Below are 14,762 nucleotides of genomic sequence, written 5' to 3'. Positions count from 1 at the left end.
CCTTTGATGAGCCCAAAGCTTTCAATCACGAACTCAACAAGAGCAACGCCACCATCGGGTAGTACCTGCCGTCGTGGCTATGCGTCTTCTGCGCATGGCTCGGAGCGACCCAGGCAATCGCAGCACAGGAGATGTCCAGAAGCATTTTCCGGAACATCCGGATCTGCACTACATCTGCTGGCTTGCCTGCTGAGTACGGAGCAATGAATACGGCGCCCAGCCTCGGCTCGTCGTAATGGACCCGGTTGGCATCCCGGATGGCCCACGCGCATTTTTCGTTGATTTGCGTCCTGGCACGCTCCGGGTTATCGACGGGGACGTAGGAGACCTTTGCCTCGATGCTCCAACCGTGAGTTTCATTGGCAATATACAGATCGTTGCGCCCAATGGAGGAGTACGACTCTGTCCCCTCGTTTGCAATTTTACGAACCTGATATTCCTCGATGGCTGTCCAGTCAGCCTTCCAGGCAGCACCCGCAAGAATGCTGACGTTAGCCTGCTCGTTGTACCAGTAAGGCAAATCATCGGCGTCCCATACATCGATGTAGCGCTGGACGCACTTAATCCAGCTGAGGAGGACTGGCCTTAGACCTTCTAGCGGTGCGTAGGGAATCCCGACATGTCGGTCTTTTGCCGAAAGGTGATTTTCTGACGGAAATTGTTCGTTTTCTTGGGTAGGGCTGACAGTGGAACGTGGCGCATCGGTCATATCCGGTTCCTTAGGATTAGCGGCTAGCCACCCGGTGAATGCTTGCCCGGGATGCGATGGTATTGAAGTGCCATTAATCTGTCGATGGTAATAATGCAGGCAGCAGAAAGCCGCTCGGGTACCCCCGAGACGGCTCGGTTAATGTACTCAGTTCTTGTCCAGATCGATATTCTTCGTCTCACGCAAGCAGATCATCCCCACCACCAGGCTCACCCCTGTAATCAGCACCGGGTACCACAGCCCATAGAAGATATCGCCGGTGTAGACCACCAAGGCAAACGACACGGTCGGCAGGAACCCGCCGAACCAGCCATTGCCGATGTGATACGGCAGCGACATCGAGGTGTAGCGAATGCGTGTCGGGAACAGTTCGACCATCAGCGCCGCCAGCGGCCCGTAGCACATGGCGGAGATGATGATCAGCGCGACGATCAAGGCGACGATCATCGGTTTGTTGATCTGCTGCATGTCAGCTTGTTGCGGGTAGCCGGCGAGGGTGATCGCGCCGCGCAGTGCCGCCTCATCGAAACCATCCAGCTTCACGTCGCCGACACTCACTTGCACAGCGCTGCCCGCAGGTGCAGCGACGCTGGAGTAGGGCAGGCCTTGCTTGACCAAAAAGGTCTTGACCTTGTCGCACGGACTGTCGAATTTGGCCTTGCCCACCGGATCGAACTGGAAGGTGCAAGTGGCGGGGTCGGCGAGGACGGTGATCGGCGCCTGACGGCTGGCCAGGTCGATTGCCGGGTTGGCGTAGTGGGCGAGAGATTTGAAGATCGGAAAGTACAGCGCGGTCGCCAGCAACAAGCCCAGCATCAACACCGGTTTGCGCCCGACCTTGTCCGACAGCCAGCCGAAGAAAATGAAGAACGGCGCGCCGATGATCACGCTGACAATCAGCAGACTGTTGGCCACCGCCGGGTCCATTTTCAGGAACTGGGTGAGGAAGAACAGCACGTAGAACTGCGCCGCATAAAACGTCACCGCTTGCCCAGCGTTGATGCTGAACAGGGCGATCAGCACGACCTTGAGGTTTTCCCATTTGCCGAAGGATTCGCGGATCGGCGCTTTCGAGGTTTTGCCTTCTTCCTTCATTTTCAGGTAGGCCGGCGACTCGTGCAGGCTCAGGCGAATCCAGGTGGAAATGCCCAGCAGCACGATCGACAGCAGAAACGGAATACGCCAGCCCCAGACTTCAAACTGGTCACCGGTGAAATAGCGGCAACCGAGCACCACCAGCAGCGACAGCAACAGGCCAAGGGTCGCGGTGGACTGAATCCAGCTGGTGTGGAAACCGCGCTTGCCGATCGGCGCGTGCTCGGCCACGTAAGTCGCTGCGCCGCCGTATTCGCCGCCGAGCGCCAACCCCTGCAGCATCCGCAGCACCACCAGAATGATCGGCGCGGCAATACCGATGCTCGCATAGGTCGGCAGCAGGCCGACGCAGAACGTCGCCACGCCCATCAGAATGATCGTCGCCAGAAACGTGTATTTGCGCCCGATCATGTCGCCCAGTCGGCCGAACACCAGCGCGCCGAACGGCCGCACGATGAAGCCGGCGGCGAACGCCATCAGGGCAAAAATGAACGCGGTGGTGTCGTTGACCCCGGCGAAAAACTGCTTGCTGATCACCGCCGCGAGCGCGCCGTAGAGAAAGAAGTCATACCACTCGAATACCGTCCCGAGCGACGAGGCGAAGATGACTTTTTGCGTGGCATTGCTGGTCGCGGCGCTGCTCGCAGCGTCCAGCGGCTGAGCGTGTTCTGACATGTCGGTATCCCTCACAGTGATTGTTTTTGTTGTTCCACTGGTGTTGCGTGTCCCGGTGTTGCGCGATGCCTTGCAGGTGTTGCAAAACCCCGTGGGAGCGAGCCTGCTCGCGAAAGCGTTGTGTCAGTCAACTGCTAGGCCGAGTGAGCTACCGCATTCGCGAGCAGGCTCGCTCCCACAAGGGAGATATCTGTAGATTTGGACAGAATCAGTTGCGCAGCCTTCTCGCCAATCATCAGCGTAGGCGAACAGGTGTTGCCGGAGATGATTCGCGGCATGATCGACGCATCGGCCACGCGCAAACCGGGCACGCCGTGCACGCGCAGTTGCGCATCGACCACCGCATCGCCGTCGTTGCCCATGCGGCAGGTACCGACCGGATGGAAAATCGTCGTGCCGATTTTCGCCGCGGCTTCGTGCAGTTGTTCCTCGGTTTGCAGGCTGTCGCCCGGCAGATATTCGACCGGTTTGAACCCGCGCAAGGCAGGGGCGCTGACGATGCGTCGGGTTAACCGAATGGCATCGGCGGCCACCCGCAGATCTTCAGGATGGCTCAAATAATCGGGGTTGATCAGCGGCGCCTGCTGCGGGTCGGCTGAACGGATCTCGATGCGCCCGCGGCTTTGCGGACGCAGATCGCAGACCGAGGCAGTGAAGGCCGGGAAGCTGTGCAACGGCTCACCAAAACGCTCCAGCGACAGCGGCTGGACGTGATATTCGAGATTCGCCGAAGTCTGCTCCGGCCCCGAGCGCGCAAACGCGCCCAATTGACTAGGCGCCATCGACAGCGGCCCGCTGCGGTCGTACAGATAACGCAAGCCCATGCCCATCTTGCCCCAGACGCTGCCGGCGATCTGGTTCAGCGTGCGCGCGTTTTCCAGCTTGTAGATCAGGCGCAGTTGCAGGTGATCCTGCAGGTTTCCGCCAACGCCTGGCAGTTCATGAATCACGCCGATGCCCAACCGTTCCAGCAACGGTCGCGGGCCGATGCCCGAGCGCTGCAGAATGCTCGGCGAACCCACTGACCCGGCGCACAGTACGATCTCCTTGCGTGCCTTGAATTGTTTGACCTGGCCTTCATGCCGCGCACTGACTTTCGAGGCGCGGCCATCCTCCAGCAGCACGCGGTCGACCTCGACGCCGGTCAGCACGGTCAGATTCGCGCGGTTGCGCACGGGTTTCAAAAACGCCTTGGCGGCATTCCAGCGCACCCCGGCTTTCTGGTTGACCTGAAAGTAGCCGCAACCCTCGTTGTCGCCCTGATTGAAATCGCTGACGCTGGCAATGCCGCTCTGCTCGGCCGCGCTGCGAAAGGCGTCGAGAATCGGCCACGACAAGCGCTGCTGCTCGACCCGCCATTCGCCCTGGGCGCCATGAAAATCAGCGCTGCCGGCAAAGTGGTTTTCGCTCTGTTTGAACAACGGCAATACATCGTTCCACGCCCACCCGGGATTGCCCTCGGCGGCCCAGCCGTCGTAGTCGCTGGCCTGGCCGCGCATGTAGATCATGCCGTTGATCGAGGAACAGCCGCCCAGCACTTTGCCGCGCGGATAGCTCAGCGCGCGGCCGTTGAGGCCGGTCTGTTGTTCGGTTTTGAAACACCAGTCGGTGCGCGGGTTACCGATGCAGAACAGGTAGCCGACCGGGATGTGAATCCATGCATAGTTGTCGCGCCCGCCGGCCTCGAGCAATAGCACGCGGCGCTGCGGGTCGGCCGACAATCGATTGGCCAGCACACAGCCGGCCGGACCGGCGCCGACCACGATGTAGTCGTATTCATCGAGGGAAGTTTGCATTCCCTGACCTCGCTTGTTGTTTTTATTGTCGGACACTCTAGTTGTTAGCTTTCGTTAAAAGAATGTTAGTTTTTGCGCAGCCGCTGTTCGTTTTCAAACAGCCCGCATTGACCTTAGCTGACAAGGAAGCGCCATGTTCGACTGGAACGACCTGCGGTTTTTTCTTGAGCTGCAACGCAGCGGCCGCCTGCTCACCGCCGCCCGCCGGCTCAACACCACCCATGCCACCGTCGCCCGCCATATCGAAGCCATAGAAAAGAGCCTCGGCACCGCGCTGTTCGTCCAGCACGCTCAAGGGTACGAGATGACCCCGGCCGGGGAGGCGCTGCTCAAGCATGCCGAAGCGATGGAAAACGTCGCGCTGCTGGCCCAGGAAGAAATCACCCAGTCCAGCGCGCCGCTGGGCAAGATCCGCGTTGGCGTGACCGAAGGCCTCGGCGTCAGGTTTCTCGCCAGTCGTATGATCGGCCTGTTCGAACGCTATCCGGGGCTGGAGGTGGAGCTGGTTGCGGTGCCGCGCTTTGTCAGCATCCTCAACCGCGAGGCGGAAATCAGCATCCACCTCGAACGCCCGGCGGCCGACATGCTGGTCACCCGTAAACTCACCGACTACCGACTGGCGCTCTATGCCAGCCAGGCTTATCTGGACAAGGCGCCGCCCTTGCACAGCCGCGAAGATCTGGGGCGGCATGCATGGATCGGCTATGTCGATGATCTGCTGTTCAGTCAGGAACTGATGTTCCTCAACAGCTTTTGCCGCAGCCCTCGGGTGGTTTTCCACAGCACCAGCGTCATCGCCCAGCAGGAAGCCGCTCGCTCGGGCTTGGGCATTGCGGTTTTGCCTTGCTACATGGCAGCTGCCGATCCAGAGCTGGTGCCGTTGCTGGCGGATGAAAGCATTGAACGCAGCTACTGGATCAGTACGCGGCGTGAGTTGCACAAGTCAGTGCGCCTGCGTGTGGTCTGGGATTATGTGGTGGGATTGTGTGAGGCGGAGCAAGGGTTGCTGCTCGGTTAACCGCCTCACAGAAATCCCGTGTAGGCCTTCGCCTGCAAGGGGCAGTATTTCAGATTGCTAAATATATGGATATCCGTATATTCGATTTTCCGTATGTCTTGGGGTCATCCCATGCTCACTCCCACCGAAGTATTCAAAAGCCTCGCCGATGAAACCCGCGTCCGCGCCATGTTGCTGATCGCCGCGCAGGGTGAGTTGTGCGTCTGCGAACTGATGTGCGCGCTCAACGACAGCCAACCGAAGATCAGCCGCCACCTCGCGCAATTGCGCAGCAATGGCCTGCTGCTCGACCGGCGCCAAGGCCAGTGGGTCTATTACCGCCTCAACCCGGATCTGCCAGCGTGGATCGCGCAAATCCTGCAAATGACGTCCGAAGCCAACACCGCCTGGCTGCAGGACAACATCGCCCGCCTGCAGAACATGCACGGGCGTCCGGTTCGTGAAACAGCGTGCTGCTGATGGAGAAAAAAACCATGCAAGTCTTGTTCATGTGCACGGCCAACAGTTGCCGCAGCATCCTTTCTGAAGCGATGTTCAATCACTTGGCGCCAGCGGGATTCGAAGCGGTGAGTGCCGGCAGTTTCCCCAAAGGTCAGGTGTTGCCGCGCAGCCTGTCGACATTGCAACAGGCCGGCATCGCCATTGATGGCTTGCACAGCAAAGGCAACGACGCTTTTGCAAGCAACCCGCCGGACATCGTCATCACCGTGTGCGACAAAGCCGCCGGCGAGACTTGCCCGGTGTATTTCGGCCCGGCGCTGAAATCCCACTGGGGGCTGGAAGATCCCTCGGAAGTCAGCGGTGACGAGGCGACGATTGAGGCGGCTTTTCGCGCGACATTGGCGCGCATCGGACATCGCTGCCAGGCCTTTCTCGATCTGCCTTTTGAAACCCTCAGCCGCGATGAATTGAAAACCGCGCTCGACCGCATCGGTACGCTTTAAGGAGAACCCATGTTCGCCGATCTACCCAACCTTGATTCCAGCCTGTTCGATGACGGCAAACCTGTGAAACCGGGCGAACACAAGCCACGCATCCTGCTGCTCTACGGCTCGACCCGCGAACGCTCCTTCAGCCGTTTGCTGGTCGAGGAGGCCGCGCGCCTGCTTGAGCACTTCGGTGCCGAAACGCGCATTTTCAACCCGTCCGGTTTGCCACTGCCCGACGACGCTCCTGTCGACCATCCAAAAGTGCAGGAACTGCGCGAGCTGGTGCTGTGGTCGGAAGGCCAGGTCTGGTGCTCGCCGGAACGCCACGGAGCGATGTCCGGCGTGTTCAAGGCACAGATCGACTGGATCCCGCTGGAACTCGGTGCGGTGCGTCCGACGCAGGGCAAAACCCTCGCGGTGATGCAGGTGTGCGGCGGTTCGCAGTCGTTCAACGTGGTCAATCAATTGCGCGTGCTCGGTCGCTGGATGCGCATGTTCACCATCCCCAACCAATCCTCGGTGCCCAAGGCCTACATGGAATTCGACGACGCGGGGCGGATGAAACCGTCGCCGTTCTACGACCGCGTGGTGGATGTGATGGAGGAACTGGTGAAGTTCACCGTATTGCTGCGCGGGCACCAGGCGCATCTGGTTGACCGCTACTCCGAGCGCAAGGAAAGCGCTGAGCAGTTGATGGCCCGGGTCAATCAGCGCTCGATCTGAAAGAGCCGAGTTCACCAGGACTTCGTATGGGCGCGAGCCGCCTCGCGAAAGCGCCAGCCCTGTCACCGCAAGTGCCGGCCGCGTTTCTTCCTCAATGCGACGAGACAAACGGCGAAGGCGTGTTCGGCGCCGGCAACGCATACGCGCGCTTCATCCACGCCACTTCCGCCAGCGGGGTGCGGCCGAAGAATCGTTTGAAGTCGCGGCTGAATTGCGAGGCGCTTTCGTAACCGACCAGAAACGCTGAGCGGGCGGCGGTGAAGTCGTTACGCAGCATCAATAACCGCGCCTGATGCAAGCGCGTCGACTTGAGGTACTGCATCGGCGAGGTGTCGGTGACCTTGCGAAAGTGCAGGTGAAAGTTCGGCACGCTCATCTGCGCTTCCTCGGCGAGCGCTTCCACGTCGAGATGCTGGTGATAACAGCTGTGGATTTTATGGATCGCGCGGGTCACTTTGCCGAACTGACCTTGCTGGGCGATGGCCGCGCGCAACGTGCCGCCCTGGGCGCCGGTGAGAATGCGGTAGTAGAGCTCGCGCAACATCGCCGGGCCGAGGATCTGCGCGTCGTTGCGGTCGTTCATGATGTGCAGAAAGCGCAAGGTCGACTCGCGCAGCGCATCATCCATCGGCGAGGCGTACATGCCGCGTGGCACCGTGGCGTCGAAGCCGCGGACCTCATCGACTTGCTGAATCAGCTCGCCGGCAAGGGCGAAATCCAGACGCAGATACACCGCCAGCATCGGCTGATCTTCGCTGGCATCGGTTTCCATGGTGAACGGTACCGGCACGGACACCACCAGGTAATGCTGGGCGTCGTAGACGTAGATCTCGTCACCCAGATAGCCGCGTTTCTGCCCCTGACAGAGGATCACGATACCCGGCTCGTACAACACCGGCGTGCGCGTCAACGGGCGGTTGGAACGCAGAAACCGCACGTCGTCGAGCACGCTCAGGTTGTAGCCTTCCAGCGGCGCCAGTTCGCTCATCAGCTGCACCATGCGCGCCGTCGTCAGGTCTTCGGATTTCGCCATTCACTGCACCTTTTTTTCACGCGGCTGCTCAGCCATCGGTAGAGCAACTGAGCGCCTGCCATTGCTCAATACTCTCCGCCGTGCGCTGCAACTTGTCACGCACCAGCGCGACGGCGTCGCTGCCCAACAGCAGATGAGCCGGCGGGGCAGGGCTGGCGATCAGCGTCAGCATGGCCCGCGCGGCTTTCTGCGGATCGCCGAGTTGCTGGCCGCTTTTCTCTTCGCGCGCCTTGCGCACCGGGTCGAAGCTTGCATCGTAGTCGCTGATGCTGCGCGGCGTGCGCTGCATCGAACGCCCGGCCCAGTCGGTGCGAAAAGACCCCGGCGCGACTGCCGTGACGAAAATATTGAAGGGGGCGAGCTCTTTGCTCAAGGTGTCGGAAATGCCCTCCAGAGCGAATTTGCTGCCGCAGTAATAGGCGATGCCGGGCATGGTGATATAGCCGCCCATGGAGGTGATGTTGATGATATGCCCGGCGCGGCGCTGGCGGAAATACGGCACGAACGCCTTGGTTACCGCCACTGCGCCAAACACATTCACATCGAACTGACGGCGCATTTGCGCCAGCGGCGATTCCTCGAAAACCCCTTCGTGACCATAACCGGCGTTGTTCACCAGTACGTCCACTGGCCCATAACTTTTTTCGACGGCGGCGACCACGCTGTCGATGGCTTCGAAATCGGTCACGTCCAACACCACGCCATGGGCGCGTTCCGGCGCCAGCGCTTCGAACGTCGCCACGGCGGATTCGCTGCGCACGGTACCAATCACCCGGTGGCCCTCGGCGAGCGCCTGCTTCGCCAGCGCCTGGCCGAAGCCGCTGCTGACACCGGTGATGAACAGGGTTTTTGCAGTCTTCATGTCGCACACTCCAGAACAGACAAGGTGCGAGCATGCTAGGGCGAAGGAGGGCGGGGGACGATGCCGAATCGGATCTGAGTATTGCCTGTTCCTATCAGCAAGGTTTGGCGGCGGTGCCGGATTGATTCCGGCACATGTTCAGCCCACAGACGTAACACTGACCGTCTGCGCAGGATGCCGCGAAGTCAGCAAACCGATAAACGATATCGCCAGCGCCAGACCAATCGTCGTGCTCACTTCGGTGCGGTGTTCCGGGGTGATCATCATCACCGCCAGCGCGGCGCAGATGAACACGATCACCAGCCAGGTCAGCCACGGAAACAGCCACATGCGGAACGTCAGCTCGACGTTCTGCCGGCGCAACATCCGTCGCATGCGCAGTTGCGACACGGCGATCGCCAGGTACACCAGCAAGGCAATCGCGCCGGAGCTGGCCAGCAAAAACTCAAACAGCCCGGCCGGCATCACATAGCTCCACACGGTGATCGCCGCGCCAAGCACGGTGCTGGCGATGACCGCCGCACGCGGCACGCCTTCGGACGAGGTCACTTTCAACGCCTTCGGCGCATCGCCACGCCGGCCCAGCGAATAAAGCATGCGCGAGGCGATGTAGATCGACGAATTCATGCAACTCGCCACGGCGATCAACACCACCACATCGACCATGAATTTGGCGTGCGGAATGTTCATGATTTCCAGCGCCCGCTGATAGGAACCGACCGAGGCCAGCAGCGGGTCATTCCACGGCACTACCGAAATCACCACGAAGATCGACAGCAGATAAAACACGCCGATGCGCCAGATCACCGAGCGCGTGGCCTTGGCAATGTTCTGCGCCGGGTTATTCGATTCGGCTGCGGCGATGGTCACCGCTTCGGTGCCGATGAAACTGAACATGATGGTGATAAACGCACCGACCACCGCCGACAACCCGTTCGGCGCGAACCCGCCATGCGCCGCCATCAGGCCACTCAAACCGCTGACTTCACGATCGGGAATCCAGCCCATAAGCACCGCAAATCCAACGCCGATAAAGCCGATGATCGCCACCACCTTGGCCATGGCAAACCAGAACTCGAACTCGCCATATTTCGACACGCTGAACAGGTTGGTGACCACCAGCGCAATGATCGAGCCCAAGGCGAACAGCCAGGCATCCACCTGTGGAAACCACTGATGCAACACGTGCCCGGCTGCCAACGCTTCGATCGGAATCACCAGCACCCAGAACCACCAGTACAGCCAGCCGATGGTAAACCCGGCCCAACGCCCGATGGCCTGATCGGCATAGGTGGAAAACGACCCGGTGTCCGGGTTGGCCACCGCCATTTCGCCGAGCATGCGCATGACCAGCACCACCAGCAACCCGGAAAACAGATAGGCCAGCAACACCGCCGGCCCGGCCGCCGCAATGGCATGCCCCGAACCGACAAACAAACCGGCGCCGATGATCCCGGCGATAGACAGCATCGTCACATGACGAGGCTTGAAGCCCTGCGCCAAGTGGCCAGTCGAATCCTTGGAGGTGGGGCTGATCATTGTTTTCTTGTTCTCTGCTGATCGACGTTCAAGCGAATGAAAAGGGCCGAGCGATTACCGATGGTGCTTGCTGAACAGCTCTAAATCGGCCCTTTTGAACGTCGCAGTGCTTATTGGATCCGCCACGGCAGACGGGGGTTTTGCGCAAAAGCTGCGTCACCTTACCCGGCTTGTACGCTAAATCAGATGCCTGATCACGCCACGGTTGTGTCTGTTATCGACATTCGGGTGGGGGATTGTTTGAAGTGAGAACTGGTTGGTCATGGGGTGTGTGGGAGGACAGCGAACTGACGATATTTACAGATCAATCCGATTTTCCTGCGGGTGAAGGGAAGTCGACCGGACTGGTATCCGCTTTCGCAGACGTGAGCGATCGCGCCTCTTTTGAATTCAAAGCAGATCGTTCAGGACGACCAAGCTCTCCAATCTCCCCCAATCGGTCCCCTCGCCCTCCGGGAGAGGGCTAGGGTGAGGGCAGCCATATCAGCACCCGCCACAACTTCCGAATCCACACCGTCCCGATGTGCCCCAATGGGTAATACCCGATCACAAACAGACAAGGGCAAAACCATCCAGCAAGGCACTAAACGTAAAATCCAGCATTTGTTTAAAAGCGAAAAACGCACGCCACCCAAACCCTACAACGTCTTGCGCCGTTACCTACGACTACGCCAGAATCCGCCGGCTTGTGCGCTTGGCACTCCCTCCGTACCTTGATTCCCGTCACTGCTCATCAGTGATCGGGTCTGCAAGCCCGCCGGAAAAACCAGTCGCACAGCCAGCCAATGGACACTCGTTTGTGTTTGCTCAATGGCAGCTTTGTGCGGGAGACCTTCGGGTCTGCCGGGTGCCTGGTTTCCCGGTCTTGCAGACCCGCGCATAGCTGCCACCCATCATCTGCAAGTGATGCTGGTAGCTCCTAATCAGAACCAGGAGTTTCACCATGTTCAAAGTCACGCCCAACCCGCCAGAAACCGATCCCGCATCCCCCTACGAATCCCCCGATTCCAAGCGCTTCCACCCAGCCGCCGAACGCGCCCTCGACCACTACCTCAAACCCGCCAGCCAGATCATGGCCAGCGTCAACGAACCCGAACGCATGTACCTCGCCAACCCGAAATTCGACAGCGAATCGCTGCTCGCCAACGCCAGCGAAACCCTCGGCTCGGCCAGCGAAATGCTGGTCAACTTCGCCGCCATGCTCGACCCCCAACACCGCAAAACCGCACTGGGCATCGCCCAGGTCGTGATGCTCGGCGAACTCGCCGTCAACCAGGCGCTCGACAACGTTGAAGTCACCAGCTGACCGCAACAACGACGAGGGGAAACCCTCGTCGCAACATCGAACCAAACCGCGCTGGCACACCGCCACGCCTTGCGCCGCCCAGCCCCGACTGTCACGCTTCGCGCCGTTCTCAAGGATCAGGACCAAGGAAACAAGGATGAGTGGCTACGTACCCAATCCCCCGAAAAACTACCGCTACGAACAAGCCAAACCCGTCGACCTCCACGCCCAGCACTGGGCGGAATACGAAAAACACGGCAAAGAACCCGCGCCCGAGCCTGAGAAGGTTGGGATAGCGTTGCGGATCGGAGTGTTTTTTGATGGGACGGGGAATAATGCGAATAACGCCGCCGCGGGTTTGCTTTGTGGTGCGCATCATCCGATTGCGCCGGGGGATATTCCGGCGAGTTGCATGCCCTACATGAGTGATCCGGATAGCAGTTATGGCAACGATGTCAGCAATGTGAAAAGGCTGAGCGACTTGTATGATGCCGTACCTGATGCAGTGGGAGAGGGGACGCTGAAGCGAACTTCCCGCGTCGTCTATATCGAGGGCATTGGCACCCGTTCTGGAGAGGAAGATAGTAAATTCGGCTCAGGTACCGGGCGCGGTGAGACTGGCGTTGCCAGTCGAGTGGAGTCCTCATTTCCAGTCATTCAACAAGCGATCAGCCGAGTCTTGATCGATAATCCTGACAGCGAAATCACTTCACTGACGTTCGATACCTTCGGCTTCAGCCGCGGCGCCGCAGCAGCTCGATATTTTGCCAATGAGATCGTCCGAACCAGCCGTGGCCCACTGGGCACCGTCCTGAGGAACCTGCCGAGAGCCTTCAGCCCTAAATTCAACGACCAGTACAAAAGCGATATCAATATGGGTTTTATCGGCTTGTTCGATACAGTCCCATCAATTGCTGGTTGGTCAAATCTTGGCAACATCAAAAGCGCTGTCGCCCCAGGCGTCAAACTTTATCTTGATCGCCGTTTTTTTACTGATGTCGTGCAGTTGACCGCCCGTGATGAATGCCGCGCCAACTTCGCACTCAGTCGAGTAAAAGCAGATCATTTGGAGATAAGCTTGCCGGGTGTGCATTCAGATATCGGCGGAGGCTATCTGGAAGAAGCGCAGGAATGTGTGCTTGTAAGTCCTATGCAAACGCTGATCGTGCCTTTGAATATTGATGTCACGACGACCTCGATATACCGCGATGCCGTCGAAGCCAAGGCCCAATGGTTAGCCAAAGGCTGGCCTGCGGAAATGCTTGAAATCGTAACGCCCGACGCATTGCTGATGCCGAACAGCCCGCAAGATCGACTGAGTCCCAAAGTGAAGCGTGTGTACGCCGCTCTGCAGCTTAAACGCTCGGTAAGCGGCATGTTATCTAGGATCTATTTGCGAGTGATGCACCGCTTGGCAAAAGAAAAGGGCGCTCGCTTCAACGACATTCCAGATACGCCTGATCTTGCCATTCCTGAAGAGCTGCAGCCCCTGTGCGATAGATTCTTGGCGGGGGACTACAGCGTCACAGCGCAAGAAGATGAATTGTTGAAATTGAAGTACATTCACACCTCCGCCAATTGGAACCATCCGCTTGGCCGAAAAGATGGCAGCGGGATCAACGCGGTTTACATCAACGCCCCCACGGAAGATTCAATCCGCGTGCAACATCCTCATATACCTGACTGGACGCTTTGGTAATGAAAGTTCTCGTGACTTTGATGTGTGCACTATTCATGACAGCATGCCAATCTGCTAATCCGATGTCGGCGAAGAACGATCCCAAATCGGAATCATGGGAACTCGCCTTTACCGAACCTTATTACATGAAGGTATGGGTTGAAGACAGCGCGGTAGAGGACATCAACGGCAAGCTATTCAAGCGCACAGGATCAGGAACCGCAGCAGGTGGAGAGCCAGAAAATGGTAAGGAATCCGCTCGTGGCTGGCACGCGGTAGGTGGTGCTGCGAAAGCGGTAATTGGTGCTGATCTACCCAAGCGTATCTACGTGCGCTGGCAATCCATGGTTGAACCACAGACCTATAAGGTTTGGGTAGATGTACCCGAGGAGGCGAGAGACCTGATGTTGCAATCGGTTAATCAGCGTTGCCCGCAAACTCCAGAGCAGCAAGCTAGCTATAGCGCGTCTATCTATTTAGGGTTAGCTCCTGGGGAGTCGTGCAGGTTTTCGTCAGAGACTCTTGCCATCGTCCGGTCAAGGTGGCCAGAGCCCAAGCTGATATCGAACCGCTGGGGCCTAGTCAAGGGAAGAACGAAGGACGTTACGCTTATCCCGTGAGTGAAAAGGCAAAGCGCTACATCGAAAAATACGGCATCCCTTATGGAAGCTGGTAAGTCAAACGATGAAGAAGCTTGTTATTGCTTTGTGCGCGCTTTTTGTCTGCGGTTGCCAGTCCACTGATCCGCTTTCGGCCAAAAACGATCCCAAATCCGAATGGTGGGAGTTGGCCTTTACAGAACCTGATTACATGAAGGTCTGGGTGGAAGACAGCTCCGTACTCGACATCAAAGGTAGAGTCTTTTTCAGAACCGGAGCCGGCACCGCGGCCGGTGGAGAGCCTGAAGATGGAATAGAGTCTGCGCGTGGTTGGACAGGCGTGGGTGGCAGTGGAAGACAGGTAATAGGTGCCGATCTGCCGTTGCTTATCTATGTTCGCTGGCAATCGATCGTTGAACAGAAAATTTGGCAAGCGTGGGTGGATATTCCGGAAGAAGCCAGGCGAATAATGGTGGCGTCCACAAATCAACGTTGCGCGGAGAGGCCCGACAGAACCGCACGCTACATGGCTTCAGTTTATCTAGGTCTTGCTCCTGGCGGTGTGGTGCAAGTTTGGGTTAGAGATTCCTGCCACCATCCAGTCAAGGTCGCGAGAGGGAAAGGCGAAATCGATCCGTTGGGTCCGGAACGGGGCAAGAACGGCGGTCGTTATGCCTATCCAGTGAGTGACAAGGCAAAGCGGTATATCGAGAAGTACGGCATTCCATACGGAAGCTGGTAGACGTCAGCAATCTGCGGGCTTGCTGCGCTTTCATTGCCTGTACCTTGAGCCATCACTTTCGACTCCCGTGGCTTATCCG

The 14,762-nt window shown here is 58.7% G+C and carries 13 protein-coding genes and 1 pseudogene; 8 read left to right on the top strand and 6 right to left on the bottom strand.

Features of this window, described 5'->3' with window-relative positions:
* Positions 1 to 25 precede the first annotated feature (25 nt).
* The 3 genes from M0746_RS14120 to M0746_RS14110 form a co-directional block, all read right to left on the bottom strand.
* Positions 26 to 709 (bottom strand): hypothetical protein, encoded by a 684-nt coding sequence (locus M0746_RS14120; protein ID WP_258449620.1) that lies wholly within the window; start codon positions 707 to 709, stop codon positions 26 to 28.
* Between the two features lie 147 nt (positions 710 to 856).
* The gene (locus tag M0746_RS14115) at positions 857 to 2,479 is read right to left on the bottom strand and encodes an MFS transporter (protein ID WP_258449619.1); all 1,623 of its coding nucleotides are present in this window, start codon (positions 2,477 to 2,479) and stop codon (positions 857 to 859) included.
* Positions 2,480 to 2,613: 134 nt separating this feature from the next.
* Positions 2,614 to 4,275 carry a GMC family oxidoreductase gene (locus M0746_RS14110; protein ID WP_258449618.1) on the bottom strand — a complete coding sequence of 554 codons (1,662 nt, stop codon included), beginning with the start codon at positions 4,273 to 4,275 and terminating at the stop codon, positions 2,614 to 2,616.
* Between the two features lie 133 nt (positions 4,276 to 4,408).
* On the opposite strand from M0746_RS14110, the gene M0746_RS14105 reads away from it, so the two are divergent.
* The 4 genes from M0746_RS14105 to arsH all read left to right on the top strand — a co-directional run bounded on the left by M0746_RS14105 (position 4,409) and on the right by arsH (position 6,945).
* Entirely contained in the window at positions 4,409 to 5,293 is an 885-nt protein-coding gene (locus M0746_RS14105; RefSeq protein ID WP_258449617.1) for a LysR family transcriptional regulator, read from the top strand.
* Between the two features lie 111 nt (positions 5,294 to 5,404).
* Complete coding sequence (locus M0746_RS14100; protein ID WP_258449616.1) at positions 5,405 to 5,752, top strand: metalloregulator ArsR/SmtB family transcription factor; 348 nt, start codon at positions 5,405 to 5,407, stop codon at positions 5,750 to 5,752.
* A 14-nt stretch (positions 5,753 to 5,766) separates the two neighbouring features.
* A complete protein-coding gene (locus M0746_RS14095) occupies positions 5,767 to 6,237 on the top strand; it encodes an arsenate reductase ArsC (RefSeq protein ID WP_258449615.1) in 471 nt (156 codons plus the stop codon).
* A 9-nt stretch (positions 6,238 to 6,246) separates the two neighbouring features.
* Positions 6,247 to 6,945: an arsenical resistance protein ArsH gene (gene arsH, locus M0746_RS14090; RefSeq protein WP_258449614.1), complete on the top strand. Its 699-nt coding sequence runs from the start codon at positions 6,247 to 6,249 to the stop codon at positions 6,943 to 6,945.
* A gap of 91 nt (positions 6,946 to 7,036) precedes the next feature.
* Here arsH and M0746_RS14085 read toward each other — a convergent pair whose 3' ends face one another.
* From M0746_RS14085 to M0746_RS14075, 3 genes are all read right to left on the bottom strand, one after another.
* Complete coding sequence (locus M0746_RS14085; RefSeq protein ID WP_258449613.1) at positions 7,037 to 7,978, bottom strand: AraC family transcriptional regulator; 942 nt, start codon at positions 7,976 to 7,978, stop codon at positions 7,037 to 7,039.
* 28 nt (positions 7,979 to 8,006) lie between these two features.
* Positions 8,007 to 8,840 carry an oxidoreductase gene (locus tag M0746_RS14080; protein ID WP_258449612.1) on the bottom strand — a complete coding sequence of 278 codons (834 nt, stop codon included), beginning with the start codon at positions 8,838 to 8,840 and terminating at the stop codon, positions 8,007 to 8,009.
* Between the two features lie 138 nt (positions 8,841 to 8,978).
* Positions 8,979 to 10,379 (bottom strand): amino acid permease, encoded by a 1,401-nt coding sequence (locus tag M0746_RS14075; protein ID WP_258449611.1) that lies wholly within the window; start codon positions 10,377 to 10,379, stop codon positions 8,979 to 8,981.
* A gap of 943 nt (positions 10,380 to 11,322) precedes the next feature.
* Between M0746_RS14075 and M0746_RS14070 the strand changes: the two genes are divergently transcribed.
* The 4 genes and pseudogenes from M0746_RS14070 to M0746_RS14055 all read left to right on the top strand — a co-directional run bounded on the left by M0746_RS14070 (position 11,323) and on the right by M0746_RS14055 (position 14,683).
* Positions 11,323 to 11,685 (top strand): DUF6124 family protein, encoded by a 363-nt coding sequence (locus M0746_RS14070; protein WP_258449610.1) that lies wholly within the window; start codon positions 11,323 to 11,325, stop codon positions 11,683 to 11,685.
* A gap of 136 nt (positions 11,686 to 11,821) precedes the next feature.
* Positions 11,822 to 13,363, top strand: a complete 1,542-nt coding sequence (locus tag M0746_RS14065; protein ID WP_258449609.1) for a phospholipase effector Tle1 domain-containing protein — start codon at positions 11,822 to 11,824, stop codon at positions 13,361 to 13,363.
* Positions 13,363 to 14,018, top strand: a pseudogene (locus M0746_RS14060) (DUF2931 family protein). Before M0746_RS14065 ends, M0746_RS14060 begins: the two are co-directional and overlap by 1 nt.
* Positions 14,019 to 14,026: 8 nt before the next feature.
* Positions 14,027 to 14,683 carry a DUF2931 family protein gene (locus M0746_RS14055; protein WP_258449608.1) on the top strand — a complete coding sequence of 219 codons (657 nt, stop codon included), beginning with the start codon at positions 14,027 to 14,029 and terminating at the stop codon, positions 14,681 to 14,683.
* Positions 14,684 to 14,762 lie beyond the last annotated feature (79 nt).

This window comes from Pseudomonas sp. S11P7 (assembly GCF_023195435.1).
In the GTDB taxonomy this organism is placed as follows: domain Bacteria; phylum Pseudomonadota; class Gammaproteobacteria; order Pseudomonadales; family Pseudomonadaceae; genus Aquipseudomonas; species Aquipseudomonas fluorescens_G.
Note: the sequence above shows the minus strand (reverse complement) of the source record. Positions and strands in the feature narration are given on the sequence as shown.